At 70.3% G+C, this 11,058-nt stretch carries 14 protein-coding genes and 1 pseudogene; 4 read left to right on the plus strand and 11 right to left on the minus strand.

Annotation, left to right across the window (positions count from 1 at the left end):
- The first annotated feature begins 208 nt into the window (after window positions 1-208).
- On the plus strand, window positions 209-1,300 hold the full coding sequence (locus MRB58_RS06635) for a bacteriorhodopsin (protein ID WP_244780935.1): 1,092 nt from the start codon (window positions 209-211) through the stop codon (window positions 1,298-1,300).
- A gap of 7 nt (window positions 1,301-1,307) precedes the next feature.
- On the opposite strand, the gene MRB58_RS06640 is transcribed toward MRB58_RS06635, so the two are convergent.
- The 3 genes from MRB58_RS06640 to phnK are packed head-to-tail and all read right to left on the minus strand — an operon-like array spanning window position 1,308 to window position 3,476.
- Window positions 1,308-1,919 (minus strand): DapH/DapD/GlmU-related protein, encoded by a 612-nt coding sequence (locus tag MRB58_RS06640; RefSeq protein WP_244780936.1) that lies wholly within the window; start codon window positions 1,917-1,919, stop codon window positions 1,308-1,310.
- Window positions 1,916-2,608 carry a phosphonate C-P lyase system protein PhnL gene (phnL, locus tag MRB58_RS06645; RefSeq protein ID WP_244780937.1) on the minus strand — a complete coding sequence of 231 codons (693 nt, stop codon included), beginning with the start codon at window positions 2,606-2,608 and terminating at the stop codon, window positions 1,916-1,918. The genes MRB58_RS06640 and phnL overlap by 4 nt, the downstream gene beginning before the upstream one ends.
- Window positions 2,609-2,651: 43 nt before the next feature.
- The gene (phnK, locus tag MRB58_RS06650) at window positions 2,652-3,476 is read right to left on the minus strand and encodes a phosphonate C-P lyase system protein PhnK (protein ID WP_244780938.1); all 825 of its coding nucleotides are present in this window, start codon (window positions 3,474-3,476) and stop codon (window positions 2,652-2,654) included.
- Between the two features lie 349 nt (window positions 3,477-3,825).
- Between phnK and MRB58_RS06655 the strand changes: the two genes are divergently transcribed.
- Complete coding sequence (locus MRB58_RS06655) at window positions 3,826-4,209, plus strand: hypothetical protein (protein ID WP_244780939.1); 384 nt, start codon at window positions 3,826-3,828, stop codon at window positions 4,207-4,209.
- Between the two features lie 42 nt (window positions 4,210-4,251).
- Here the strand turns inward: MRB58_RS06655 and MRB58_RS06660 are convergent, their stop codons facing one another.
- The 8 genes from MRB58_RS06660 to MRB58_RS06695 all read right to left on the minus strand — a co-directional run bounded on the left by MRB58_RS06660 (window position 4,252) and on the right by MRB58_RS06695 (window position 9,721).
- Window positions 4,252-4,560 carry a hypothetical protein gene (locus tag MRB58_RS06660; RefSeq protein WP_244780940.1) on the minus strand — a complete coding sequence of 103 codons (309 nt, stop codon included), beginning with the start codon at window positions 4,558-4,560 and terminating at the stop codon, window positions 4,252-4,254.
- A gap of 176 nt (window positions 4,561-4,736) precedes the next feature.
- Window positions 4,737-5,606, minus strand: coding sequence for an alpha-D-ribose 1-methylphosphonate 5-phosphate C-P-lyase PhnJ (locus MRB58_RS06665; RefSeq protein WP_244780941.1), 870 nt, complete (start codon window positions 5,604-5,606; stop codon window positions 4,737-4,739).
- The gene (locus MRB58_RS06670) at window positions 5,603-5,890 is read right to left on the minus strand and encodes a hypothetical protein (RefSeq protein WP_244780942.1); all 288 of its coding nucleotides are present in this window, start codon (window positions 5,888-5,890) and stop codon (window positions 5,603-5,605) included. The genes MRB58_RS06665 and MRB58_RS06670 overlap by 4 nt, the downstream gene beginning before the upstream one ends.
- Before the next feature lie 26 nt (window positions 5,891-5,916).
- A complete protein-coding gene (locus tag MRB58_RS06675) occupies window positions 5,917-7,002 on the minus strand; it encodes a carbon-phosphorus lyase complex subunit PhnI (protein ID WP_244780943.1) in 1,086 nt (361 codons plus the stop codon).
- Window positions 6,987-7,616, minus strand: a complete 630-nt coding sequence (gene phnH, locus MRB58_RS06680) for a phosphonate C-P lyase system protein PhnH (protein ID WP_371747241.1) — start codon at window positions 7,614-7,616, stop codon at window positions 6,987-6,989. Before phnH ends, MRB58_RS06675 begins: the two co-directional genes overlap by 16 nt.
- Window positions 7,616-8,059: a phosphonate C-P lyase system protein PhnG gene (phnG, locus tag MRB58_RS06685; RefSeq protein WP_244780944.1), complete on the minus strand. Its 444-nt coding sequence runs from the start codon at window positions 8,057-8,059 to the stop codon at window positions 7,616-7,618. The genes phnH and phnG overlap by 1 nt, the downstream gene beginning before the upstream one ends.
- Before the next feature lie 144 nt (window positions 8,060-8,203).
- The gene (locus MRB58_RS06690; RefSeq protein WP_244780945.1) at window positions 8,204-8,986 is read right to left on the minus strand and encodes a Bax inhibitor-1/YccA family protein; all 783 of its coding nucleotides are present in this window, start codon (window positions 8,984-8,986) and stop codon (window positions 8,204-8,206) included.
- 213 nt (window positions 8,987-9,199) lie between these two features.
- Complete coding sequence (locus MRB58_RS06695; RefSeq protein ID WP_244780946.1) at window positions 9,200-9,721, minus strand: hypothetical protein; 522 nt, start codon at window positions 9,719-9,721, stop codon at window positions 9,200-9,202.
- 277 nt (window positions 9,722-9,998) lie between these two features.
- On the opposite strand from MRB58_RS06695, the gene MRB58_RS06700 reads away from it, so the two are divergent.
- Entirely contained in the window at window positions 9,999-10,187 is a 189-nt protein-coding gene (locus MRB58_RS06700; protein WP_244780947.1) for a DUF6732 family protein, read from the plus strand.
- 17 nt (window positions 10,188-10,204) lie between these two features.
- Window positions 10,205-10,912: pseudogene (locus tag MRB58_RS24920) on the plus strand (sirohydrochlorin chelatase); the annotation flags it as partial.
- Between the last annotated feature and the right edge of the window lie 146 nt (window positions 10,913-11,058).

The following is an 11,058-nucleotide window of genomic DNA, read 5'->3' on the forward strand; positions in this document are numbered from 1 at the left end:
TAACGCATCGGTCCTTCAGCTTCCGGGGACGAACTATACCCAGGGGTCGGTCGTTTATCGTCAGATGTGCGTGGCATGAGCCGGAGCGACCGATGCTAGGAATGGACCACCCATATGGTCATCTCACACAAGAATGTGACACTTCGTCGACACCACTTCGTGTGCCAGCATTGCAACCCCGCCCTGCAGCTGTGACGCGAGGTCCACGATGAGCACCACCATAGACTGGATCGCCGCCGCATGCCTCGGCCTGGGGGCGGCCGCGATCCTCGCTCTGGGCGGCTTTCAGACGCGGCGCCAGGCGACCCGCACCGGCCTGCACGCCCTCGTCTGCGCCATCGCGGCGATCCTCTACGTCGTGCTCGCCACCGGCGGCCGCTTCCTGGCGCTGGGGCCGCTGGAGATCGAGACGCATCACCTCGTCTGGCTCCTCGCCACGCCGCTCCTGTTGGCGGCGCTGATGGTCACTGCCGCGCCCGTCGGCCATACGCTGCTGCCGATGGCGCTGACGGTCCTCTTCGTCGACGCCGTGATGGTGCTCGCACGCGCCGTTGCCGCGGTGCAATATGGCGGTGCGGTGTGGATCTGGTTCCTGGTCTCGCTGGCCGCGATGGGGCTCCTCTACGCGCTGCTGTGGCGGCCGATCCGCGAGGCGGCGCATGCCGGCCACCCCGTCCGGGCCGACCTCTACGAGCGCCACGCCACGGTGCTGATGGCGCTGTGGGGCCTGTGGCCGGTGATCTTCTTCCTCGGCCCCGACTTCCAGGGCGTCATCGGGCACCCGTGGCAGCAGGCACTCTACGGCGTTGTCGACGTCGCCGCGTTCGCGGGCTTCGGCCTGCTGGTGGTGCTGGAGGACGAGCGGCTGATCCCGGTCGAAGACGAAGAGGACGAGGCGACGCTGCACCCCACGCTCCTGCGGCCCGCCCGGCCGGCGCCGGTGCTCCACACGACGCCCGCCACGGGGCGCGCCCTGGCGCGGGAGCGGCTGCTCGAGAATTTCTACCGCGGCGGCGAGGCAGCCCGGCTGGCCGCCGTGCGGGGGCGCACCGGCTCCAAGCGCGCACTCGAGGCGGCGGGCCCGATGGTGAGCCGCGCCATGGGCGCCCGCGAGCCGGCGCCGCCGACGGAGCTGCCCCTGCGCCGCCGCAAGCCGGGCCTGGTGACCAGCCTGCGCGTCGGCGTCACCACCACGCCCTTCGGCCAGTTGACGCGCGACGACGCGGTCCCGGTGGCGCTCGTCGCCGGCACCCTCTTCGTCATCGCCAACGCCTCGAAGATCGCCGGCAAGCGGCGCTAGCTCCGCCTCACGTCTCGTACTTCTCGAGGAAGGCCTCGACGGGGAGCGTCTGGAAATCCGGCAGGGCGGCGCGCAGGCGCTCGTGGCTCCAGTCCCACCACGCGAGCGCCATCAGCCGCTCGCCGACGCGCTGCGCGAACCGCGGCCGCAGCGGGCGCGCCGGCACCCCGGTCACCACCCAGTAGGGCGCGACGTCCCGCGTCACCACCGCCCCGGCGCCGACCACCGCGCCGTCGCCGATGGTCACGCCCGGCATCACCGTCGCGCCATGGCCGATCCACGCGTCGTTGCCGACGGTGACCGCGTCGGCACGGCGCCAGGCGAAGATCCCCGCGTCGTGCGCCGCGTCCTCGAAGTAGTCGCCCGCGCGGTAGGTGAAGTGGTGCGCGGCCGCCCGCTCGATCGGGTGGTTCGACGGGTTGAGAGGCACGTGCGCGGCGATGGAGGCGAACTTCGCCACGGTGGTGAACAGCACCTGCCCGTACTCGGTGATGTAGCTGTAGTCGCCGAGCGACGAGGCACTCAGCGAGGTGTGCGCGCCGACTTCGGTCCACCGGCCGAGCGGCGTGTCGATGACGCTGGCGGTGGGGTGGACGGTCGGCGCCGGTGAGAGCTTCATGCCGCTTCCCGCGGCGCGAACCGCGTCACATCGACGACGCGCTCGCACACCGCGTCGCGCACCTCGGGGTCGTGGAAGATGCCCAGGACCGCGGTGCCCGCGGCCTTCTTATCGCCGATCAGCCGGACGACGACGTCGCGGTTGGCGTGATCGAGGCTGGCGGTCGGCTCGTCGACCAGCAGCAGGGGCGTCTTGCGGATGAAGCCGGCGGCGATGTTGACCCGCTGCTTCTCGCCGCCGGAGAACGTCGCCGGCGGCAGGTCCCACAGGCGCTCCGGCAGGTTGAGGCGCGCCAGCAGCACGGCGGCTTCCTCGCGCGCCGTCTCGCCGCCGCCGCCGGCCGCGGCCACGAGGTCGATCGCCGCCACCCGCGGAATGGCGCGCAGAAACTGCGTCACGTCGGCGATGGTCTCCCGCCGCACCGCGCCCATGTCGCGCGCGGAGAGCCGCGTGGTATCCACCAACACGCCGCGGTGGCGCACCCGGACTGCACCGGCATTGGCCGCGTAGGTGCCGGCGACGATCTTCAAAACCGAGCTCTTTCCCGCGCCCGACGGTCCGCCCAGCACCACACACTCCCCGGCCGCCACCTGGAAGGAGACCCCCTCGACGACCGGCAGCCGTACCCCGTCGCGCAGGTGCATGGTGAATGTCTTGGCGAGGTCTTCGACCTCGAGGATGGTCGTCATCGGGGCGGTTCCTTGCGCGCAGGCACGGGTCGGACGGCTGCCGTCAGACGGCCAGGATCGAGGAGACGAGGAGCTGCGTATAGGGGTGGTGCGGGTCTTCCAGCACCCGCTCGGTGAGCCCCTCCTCCACCACGTGCCCCCCCTTCATCACCATCATCCGGTCGGCCAGCAGCCGGGCGACGGCGAGGTCGTGCGTCACCAGGATGGCCGAGAGGCCGAGGTCGGCGACCAGACGGCGCATCACGTCGAGAACGCGCGCCTGGACCGAGACGTCGAGCCCGCCGGTCGGCTCGTCGAGGAAGACGAGGCGGGGGTGGGTGACGAGGTTGCGCGCGATCTGCAACCGCTGGCGCATGCCGCCGGAAAAGGTCCGCGGGGCATCGTCGATCCGGTCGGCCGGGATCTCGACTCGTTCCAGCCAGTCGGCGGCGGTCTGGCGGATGTCGCCGTAGTGCCGGCCGCCGACGGCCATCAGCCGCTCGCCCACGTTGCCGCCGGCCGAGACCGCCATGCGCAGCCCGTCCGCCGGGTTCTGGTGGACGAAGCCCCAGTCGGTGCGGGCCAGGAAGCGCCGCTCGGCCTCGCTCAACGTGTCGAGGTCGCACACGCGGCCGTCGCGCATCCGGTAGGTCACGGCCCCGCTGGTGCGCGGGACGCGGTGGGAGACGGTGTTCAACAGCGTGGTCTTGCCGGACCCCGATTCGCCCACGATCGCCAGAACCTCTCCCGGCCACAGCGAAAACGAGACGTCGGCGCAGCCGATGCGCGCACCGTAGGTCTTGGTCAGACGCTGCACGGTGAGGAGCGGCGGGTCGCCGGCGGGGGCGGTCGGGGGCGCGGTCTCGTCGGCCGCCGGGTGGGAGCGCATCGCGTTGTCCTTGCGTGGCGGCGGTGGGGCCGCGCCGATCGATGGCGACGTGCGCGCGGCCCGGCGAGGCCGTCGCGGGTGCGCCCGTCGTCGTGTGCCACCGCCTCACCGGTTCCCGAAGCGGCGCCGCGGGACGATAGCCGGCCGCGGCGCGGTTGGGGAGAGCGGCCGGGGGTGGCCCCGGTGCCAATGCCAACTGGAGGTGACAGCACTGTGACGCTCCGCCCGCCGCCGGTCACGCGGGCTGTGGATGGCCGCGGCCGGCCCACAGCGGCGGGGGAGCCGGCAAGGCGACGTTAACCATGTCCGTTCACCTCTTGGTCAGACGCACCGCAAGAGGGGACCCGAGATGTCGAAGCTGGGCGTGGCGCTGCTGATCGGCGCGGCACTTCTGCTGTCGGGCTGCATTTCGGGGGATTGGTCCGGCCTGGGGCTGACCGCCGCGTTCGACGACGAGACCTGCCGCTCGGACGGGGTGATCGACGTCTGCCAGGACGGCGGCGACATTCGCGTGACCGACAACAGTCCCGGCGCGCGCACGCTCAGCGAGGCGGAGATCGCCGAGCGGACCTACGACCTCATCGATACCGCGGCGCTGCCCGTGGGCCGTGCGACGCCCGGCTTCTCGCTGGGCGCGACGGACCTCAGCGCCTGCTCGGTCGGGACCCAGATCGTCGACGGCAACACGGCGCTGCTGACCTGCCGGCTGACGATGGTGGTCAGTTTGGAGTGAGTCGAGCCGGCCCGGAGGGCACCGCCGGGCCGGTGCGCCGGCTCAGCAGCCGGTCGGCCGCAGGCTGACGTAGTCTTCCTTCACGCGCTTGCGGGTCTCGATATAAAGCGGCGCGTCGCGGCCGACGACGTAGCGGTCGCCGCTGACGGAGATGGTCTTGCGCGAGCCGCGCAGCTTCACCCCCTTCGGATAGACGCGGTACTGGGCCGGATAGTAGGTGCCGACATAGCACTTCTGCGCGCCACGATCGTCCTGCTCGACGACGTAGCTGTCCGTGTACTCCCCGGCCAGCACCGGGGAAGCGAGCGCGCCAATAGCGATGGAAAGTGCGGCAATACTGATCAGCTTCATAAATGCTCCAATGACTGATCGCGTTCGGACCCGACGCGCGACTGTAGAAATTCAATAAAAATCTGGGGATTTGTCAACCGTACGTTTACCAATTCGCCGCGACGGCACTTGACGTCCGTCGCAACTTCATCCGGCGGATTCTGCACGATGTTGCCGGAAATAGGACTTCGTCCGTCCTACTCGGCCGCGAGTGCCTCGCCGCGGCGCTGCTCGCAGTAGTCGGTGTCCGAGCATGCGTACATCCGCCCGCCTCGATCGTCGGTGACGATCTCGTCGAGGTAGACGCCCGTCGCCCCGCACAGCGCGCAGGGTTCCGTAAAGGCTTGCACGGCGAACGGATGATCCTCGAAGTCGAGGCTGATGACCTCGGTATAAGGCGGCAGCGCGTAGATGCGTTTCTCGCGGCCGGCGCCGAAAAGCTGCAGCGCGGGCGAGTTGTTCATCTTCGGATTGTCGAACTTCGGCGTCGGCGACGGGTCCATGACGTACCGCCCCTCCACTTTGACCGGATAGGCGTAGGTGGTGGCGATATGGCCGTGGCGGGCGATGTCCTCGTAGAGCTTCACGTGCATGAGGCCGTATTCCTCGAGCGCGTGCATGACGCGGGTCTCCGTCTCACGCGGCTCCAGGAAGCGCAGCGGCTCGGGGATCGGCACCTGGTAGACGAGGATCTGCCCCGGCCCCAGCGGTGCTTCCGGGATTCGGTGGCGCGTCTGGATGATGGTCGCCTCGGCGGTGTGGGTGGTGACGGCGACGTTGGCGACGCGCGCGAAGAAGGCGCGGATCGAGACGGCGTTGGTGGTGTCGTCCGAGCCCTGGTCGATCACCTTCAGCGTATCGTCGGGGCCGATGAGGGCGGCGGTGACCTGCACGCCGCCGGTGCCCCAGCCGTAGGGCATCGGCATCTCGCGGCTGGCGAACGGCACCTGGTAGCCGGGGATCGCCACCGCCTTCAGGATGGCGCGGCGGATCATCCGCTTGGTCCCCTCGTCGAGGTAGGCGAAGTTGTAGGTCAGGCCCGGCTCGCCGCTGCCGGCGGCATTCATCGCCGCTGCTCCTGCCGCTTGGCCTCCGGCTCGGCGGCGCCCTTCTCGGTGTTTTCCGCGATCACGCCGAGGATGTCGTTGGTCTCGCCGAGGCGCTGGTAGATCTGCTCCAGGCCGGTCATCGTGCGCTCGTGCTGGGCTGAGAGATAGTCGGCGAACGCGGTGAGGTCCGCCTGGCTCTGGGCTTCGGCGGGGGTTACCGCGGCCCAGCGGACCACCGGCTGCGCGGCGATCCCCAGCGCGATCAGCGCGCCGGCGACGATGATGGCTCGGCTCGTCGACATGTCCATTCTCCTCGGTCGGCCCCGGCTCATTCGGCCGCCTCCTGGCGGTCGTCGGCCGCGTCGGCCTTGCGCTCGGCCTCGGCGCGCAGCTTGCGCACCAGCTCCAGCTCTGCCTGGAAGTCGACATAATGCGGCAGCTTCAGGTGCTCCACGAAGCCGGTCGCCTGCACGTTGTCGGAATGGGCGATGACGAATTCCTCGTCCTGCGCCGGGGCGACCCGGTCCTCGCCCAGTTCGCCCGCCCGCAGCGCCCGGTCGACCAGCGCCATCGACATCGCCTTGCGCTCGACCCGGCCGAACACCAAGCCGTAACCGCGGGTGAACTGCGCCGGCTCGCTCGCCGAGCCGTGGAACTGGTTCACCATCTGACATTCGGTCAGCGTCATGGTGCCGAGTGTGACGGCGAAGCCCAGCTCCGGCACGTCGAACTCCAGCTCCACCGTGCCGGTGCGGATCTCGCCGACGAACGGGTGGTTGCGGCCGTAGCCGCGCTGGGTGGAGTAGGCGAGGCCCAGGAGCCATCCTTCGTCGCCCCGCGCGAGCGCCTGCAGCCGCACCGCCCGGTCGAGCGGCGGCACGGTCGCCTCGCGCGTCAGATCGCCGGGCTCGTCATCGCCGGCGCCGTCCGGCTCGACGAGGCCTTCGCCGCCGAGGACGTCCGTCACGCGGGGGGCGGGGCCGAGGGGCGCGGCGGCCGTGGGCGCGTCGCCGGAGAGGTCGTCCTCGATGAGGCGGTGGGTATAGTCGAATGTCGGCCCCAGCACCTGGCCGCCCGGAAGGTCCTTGAAGGTGGCCGAGATGCGCCGCGCCAGCGCCATCGTCGCCGTGTCCACCGGGCGCGAGGCGCCCAAGCGCGGCAGCGTCGTGCGGAAGGCACGCACCAGGAAGATCGCCTCGATGAGATCGCCGCGCGCCTGGCGAATGGCGACGGCGGCAAGCTCCGGGTCGTACAGCGAACCCTCGGCCATCACGCGGTCGACGGCGAGGGTCAGCTGCTCGGCGATCTGCCGGGCGGTCAGCTCGGGAACCGACCGGTCGCCGCGCCGGTCCTTGGCGAGCAGCCGATGCGCGTTGGCGATGGCGGCGGCGCCGCCCTTTACCGCGACGTACACGTGACCTCCGTCGTGCGGGGAAGCGCCATGATGGACCCGCTCGCCGCGTCGATCAGAACGAGGTCGAGCCCGCGCGGGTAGAGCGCGCCGTTGGCGGCCCAGTCGGCGAGGAAGGTGTCCGACAGATCCGCCTCGATGGTGCGCGTGCCGTCGATGCCGGGGCCGCGCAGGGTCAGCGCCCGCCCGGCGAGGCGGACCGGGGCGACCAGCGTGGCGGAGCGGTCCGGGTAGAGGTCGTCGCCCGCGCCGAACCCGTCCGGGAGGCCGTCCAGCGCGGCGAGGAAGGCGAAACGGGCGGCGGCGCGGTCGGCGGTGACCGGCGCGCCGGTGTGGAAGGTGAGCCAGGGGGCGGCAGCGGCGAAGGCCGGGTCGAGCGCCACCGGCGTCTCCGGGTCGCACAAGGTGAGGGCGATGGCCCCTGCGGCTGCCGGGAGCGGCGCCGGCGGGGCTGCGGCGGGGAGCCGGTGCACCGTGCCGGGCTCGGCGAGAGCGCCCAGGATCGCGCGGAAGGCGGCCTGCGCGTCGAACACCGGGGCAGCGAAGGCCCCCTCCATTACGGCATGGTCCATTGCGGCATTGTCCCGGACGGCAGGCTCGAGGGCGGGGTTCGGCATCAGTCCTCCCCGCGCGTCATCGTGAAGAAGTCGACCCGCGTCCCGGCGACGTCGCGCGCCCGCGCGGTCTCGCGGGCGGCGCGCAGGGCGTCCAGTTCGGCGGCGACGGCTGTCACGGCGCCGCGGTGCGTGGCGGTCTGGCTCAGTGCGTCGATCAGCGCCACATGGCGCGCGCGGGCCGCGTCGCGCCCCATCACGTGGCCGAAGCCGACCTCGCCGGTGGCCAGCCGCACCACGCAGCGCGACACGGTCGCCTCGCCGGCGTTGAACGGTGCGCCGCCGCCGCCGACGCGCCCGCGCACCATCACGAGCCCGGTGTCGGGCCCGCGCACCACGGTGTGCGGCGGGTCGGGCGCGATGCGGTCCAGCGCGGCGGCAAGCTCGGCGGGCTGCGCGAGCGCCAGTGTCCGCAGCAGCGATCGCCTTGAAGAGGTGTCGGTCATGGCGCCTCGCTAGGGAGCGTTCGTGACACCCTTATGACTGCGCGCTCAAACGCAGGTCCACCCCCTCGCCCAGCCGGCGCGCCATAAAAAAAGGGGCGCGGTTTCCCGCGCCCCTCCGGTCGGTTTCGGGCGTCGGCCCATCGATCAGTTGCGGTTGCCGAGCAGCGACAGCAGGAACTGGAACATCAGCACGAAGTCCAGGTAGAGCTGCAGCGCGCCGATCACGGCCTTGCGGCCCGCGACGGTCGAGTCGTCGCCGACGTAGTAGCTCTCTTTGATCTTCTGCGTGTCGTAGGCGGTCAGGCCCGCGAAGATCAGCACGCCGAGCACCGAGATCGCGAACTGCAGCGCCGAGGACTGCAGGAAGAGGTTCACCAGCATCGCCACGAAGATGCCGATGGCGCCCATGATGAGGAAGGAGCCCATCGCGCTCAGGTCCTTCTTGGTGGTGTAGCCGAAGAGGCTGAGACCACCGAAGGCCACCGCGGTGATAAAGAAGACGCGCACGATGCTCTCGGACGTGTAGACCAGGAAGATGGTCGACAGCGAGGCACCGACGAGTGCGGCGTAGAGGAAGAAGAGCGCGCGCGCCTTGCCCGGCTCCATCTTGTGGACGCCGAACGAGAGCCAGAAGACGATGCCCAGCGGAGCGAGGGCCAGCACCCACTTCAGCGGGGTGGTGTAGAGCGTCACGCCGAACTGGGTCAGATAGATGCCGTTGCCGATCTGCGCCGCAGCCCCGTCGGGGCCCTGCGCGGTCGCCAACGCGAACACGGCCAGCGCCGCCACGCCCGTGAGCGCGAGGCCGATGGCCATATAATTGTAGACCTGCAGCATGTAGCTGCGCAGGCCCTGATCAATGGAGGCATCATACTGCGCGGCTCCAGTGGTCGGCCGTACAGTCGTGTTCCGATTCCAGGTCGCCATTGAGGTTCCTATGGTTATCCAGCGGAGCCGGCGGGCTGTGCGAACCACAGACCCTCCGAGTTGCGTAAGATATGGCAATTGGACAACGCCACTGCAAGAAGAACCGCGTCCCGTCACGGCGCCGCGGGAGCGTCAAATCAGCCCGGCCCCATGCGTTGGTTCGGGGCGGGCGCCCGGCCCGCTCCGACCGGTCCGTCGCGCATCAGTCGCGGATCAGTCGCGCTCGAAGGTGATCTGCGCGGTCGTCACCATCGTCTCGCCGTCGTCCATGGTGTCGACCGTGGTGATCTTGAACTCGCGATCGTTCGCCGGCTCGATCGTCATCGTCGCGATGTCGTCGCCGTTGACCTTGCGCGGGAAGGTCATCGTCAGGACGATGCGGCCGTCGTTCTCGGGACCGCCGTCGAGCTCGGCCGGGCCGGCGTTGGAGCCGACATAGGTGCCCTTGTAACGCTCGCCCTCGCGCAGGATGTCCGCCCCGATGGCGCGCTTGAGGACCATCATCGCCCGGCACTCGCCGTCGAAGCCGATCTCGTCGCCCTTCTGCTCGCCTTCGATCTGGCAGGTGACGTTCATCTTGCGGGACTTCTCGTCCTTCTGGACGAAGCCCTTGCCGCGCCACTTGCCCGTGATGTCGAGCGAGGGAACCTCCTCGGCGGCCGCAGGGGGCGCACCGGCAGCGGAAACGCCGACGGCGGCGAATGCGGCGACGAGCAGAGTGGCCTTCAGCATCATGTATCCTTTCCTGTCGGGTTCGAGCGTGCGCCGCTCCGGCCGGCCCGGGCACGAAGCAGGCACGCACTTTAGCCAATCTCGGGCGGATGGCGAGTCACGCAACCGCGAGATCTTGTCATGGCGCCGGCGGACTGATAGCTCCTCGACCGCAGCGTTCCGCGGAGGAACTGAAAGCGATCGCGGGGGAGGCCGACCCAAACCGGGGGCTGGAGCCGCGGCTGCCGTAGGGTGGGCCCTCGCCCGCAATCCCGGTGCGCGACTCGCATATGGAGACGACATGCGCACCTTGAAGACCCTCCTCGCCACGCTCGCGACACCCATCATGCTCGCCACCGCCGCGTCCGCGCACCCGGGCCACACCGCCGTCGTCGACGGTCACGCCCACGCCGTCGACCCGCTGGGCGCCGTCGTCGCCGTTCTCGCCATCGTCGCCATCGCCGTCACCGTGGCGGTCAAGTTTCGGTGAGCGAGCGTATCGGGGTCATGGTCTGCGGCCATGGCTCCCGGTCCAAGAGCGCGGTGGCCGAATTTGCGACCGTCGCCGAAGCTCTCAGGGACCGTTTCACCGACTGGCCGGTCGAATACGGGTATCTGGAGTTCGCCAATCCGGTGATCCGGGATGGGCTCGACGCGTTGCGGCGCGCCGGCGCCGAGCGCATCCTCGCCGTCCCCGGCATGCTGTTCGCGGCGATGCATGCCAAGAACGACATCCCGAGCGTCCTCAACACCTACGCCGCCACGCACGGCATCCGGGTCGACTATGGGCGCGAGCTCGGCGTCGACGCACGAATGCTGCGGGCGGCGGGCGACCGCGTGCGCGCCGCGCTCGAGGCGCTGGACGCCGCGCATGGCCCCGCCCCGGCGTCGGAGACGCTGCTCGTGGTCGTCGGCCGCGGCGCCTCCGATCCGGACGCCAACGCCAACGTCGCCAAGGTGGCGCGGCTCCTGTGGGAAGGCTTCGGCTTCGGCTGGTGCGAGACGGCCTACTCCGGCGTCACCTTCCCGCTGGTCGAGCCGGCGCTCGAGCATGTCACGCGGCTCGGCTTCAAGCGCGTCGTCGTGTTCCCCTACTTCCTGTTTTCGGGCGTCCTGATCGACCGGATCTACGGCTTCACCGACGCCGTCGCCGCCCGCCATCCGGACATCGCCTTCGCCAAGGCCGGCTACCTCGGCAACCACCCCGCCGTGATCGACACGTTCGCCGAGCGGGTGACCGAGCTTCTCGACGGTCCGGCGGCGATGAACTGCGGCATGTGCAAGTACCGCACGCAGGTGCTCGGCTTCGAGGCCGAGGTCGGCCTGCCGCAAGAGAGCCACCACCACCACGTCGAGGGGAT

The organism is Acuticoccus sp. I52.16.1 (assembly GCF_022865125.1).
Classification (GTDB): Bacteria; Pseudomonadota; Alphaproteobacteria; order Rhizobiales; family Amorphaceae; genus Acuticoccus.

Bases quoted from the DNA above. Each gene is read 5' to 3' on its own strand.
- MRB58_RS06635 (WP_244780935.1), top strand. From the start codon at position 209: ATGAGCACCACCATAGACTGGATCGCCGCCGCATGCCTCGGCCTGGGG.
- phnL (WP_244780937.1), bottom strand. From the start codon at position 2,608: ATGACGACCATCCTCGAGGTCGAAGACCTCGCCAAGACATTCACCATG.
- phnK (WP_244780938.1), bottom strand. From the start codon at position 3,476: ATGCGCTCCCACCCGGCGGCCGACGAGACCGCGCCCCCGACCGCCCCC.
- MRB58_RS06695 (WP_244780946.1), bottom strand. From the start codon at position 9,721: ATGATGCTGAAGGCCACTCTGCTCGTCGCCGCATTCGCCGCCGTCGGC.
- MRB58_RS06660 (WP_244780940.1), bottom strand. From the start codon at position 4,560: ATGAAGCTGATCAGTATTGCCGCACTTTCCATCGCTATTGGCGCGCTC.
- MRB58_RS06670 (WP_244780942.1), bottom strand. From the start codon at position 5,890: ATGTCGACGAGCCGAGCCATCATCGTCGCCGGCGCGCTGATCGCGCTG.
- MRB58_RS06700 (WP_244780947.1), top strand. From the start codon at position 9,999: ATGCGCACCTTGAAGACCCTCCTCGCCACGCTCGCGACACCCATCATG.
- MRB58_RS06665 (WP_244780941.1), bottom strand. From the start codon at position 5,606: ATGAATGCCGCCGGCAGCGGCGAGCCGGGCCTGACCTACAACTTCGCC.
- MRB58_RS06690 (WP_244780945.1), bottom strand. From the start codon at position 8,986: ATGGCGACCTGGAATCGGAACACGACTGTACGGCCGACCACTGGAGCC.
- phnG (WP_244780944.1), bottom strand. From the start codon at position 8,059: ATGACCGACACCTCTTCAAGGCGATCGCTGCTGCGGACACTGGCGCTC.
- phnH (WP_371747241.1), bottom strand. From the start codon at position 7,616: ATGCCGAACCCCGCCCTCGAGCCTGCCGTCCGGGACAATGCCGCAATG.
- MRB58_RS06640 (WP_244780936.1), bottom strand. From the start codon at position 1,919: ATGAAGCTCTCACCGGCGCCGACCGTCCACCCCACCGCCAGCGTCATC.
- MRB58_RS06655 (WP_244780939.1), top strand. From the start codon at position 3,826: ATGTCGAAGCTGGGCGTGGCGCTGCTGATCGGCGCGGCACTTCTGCTG.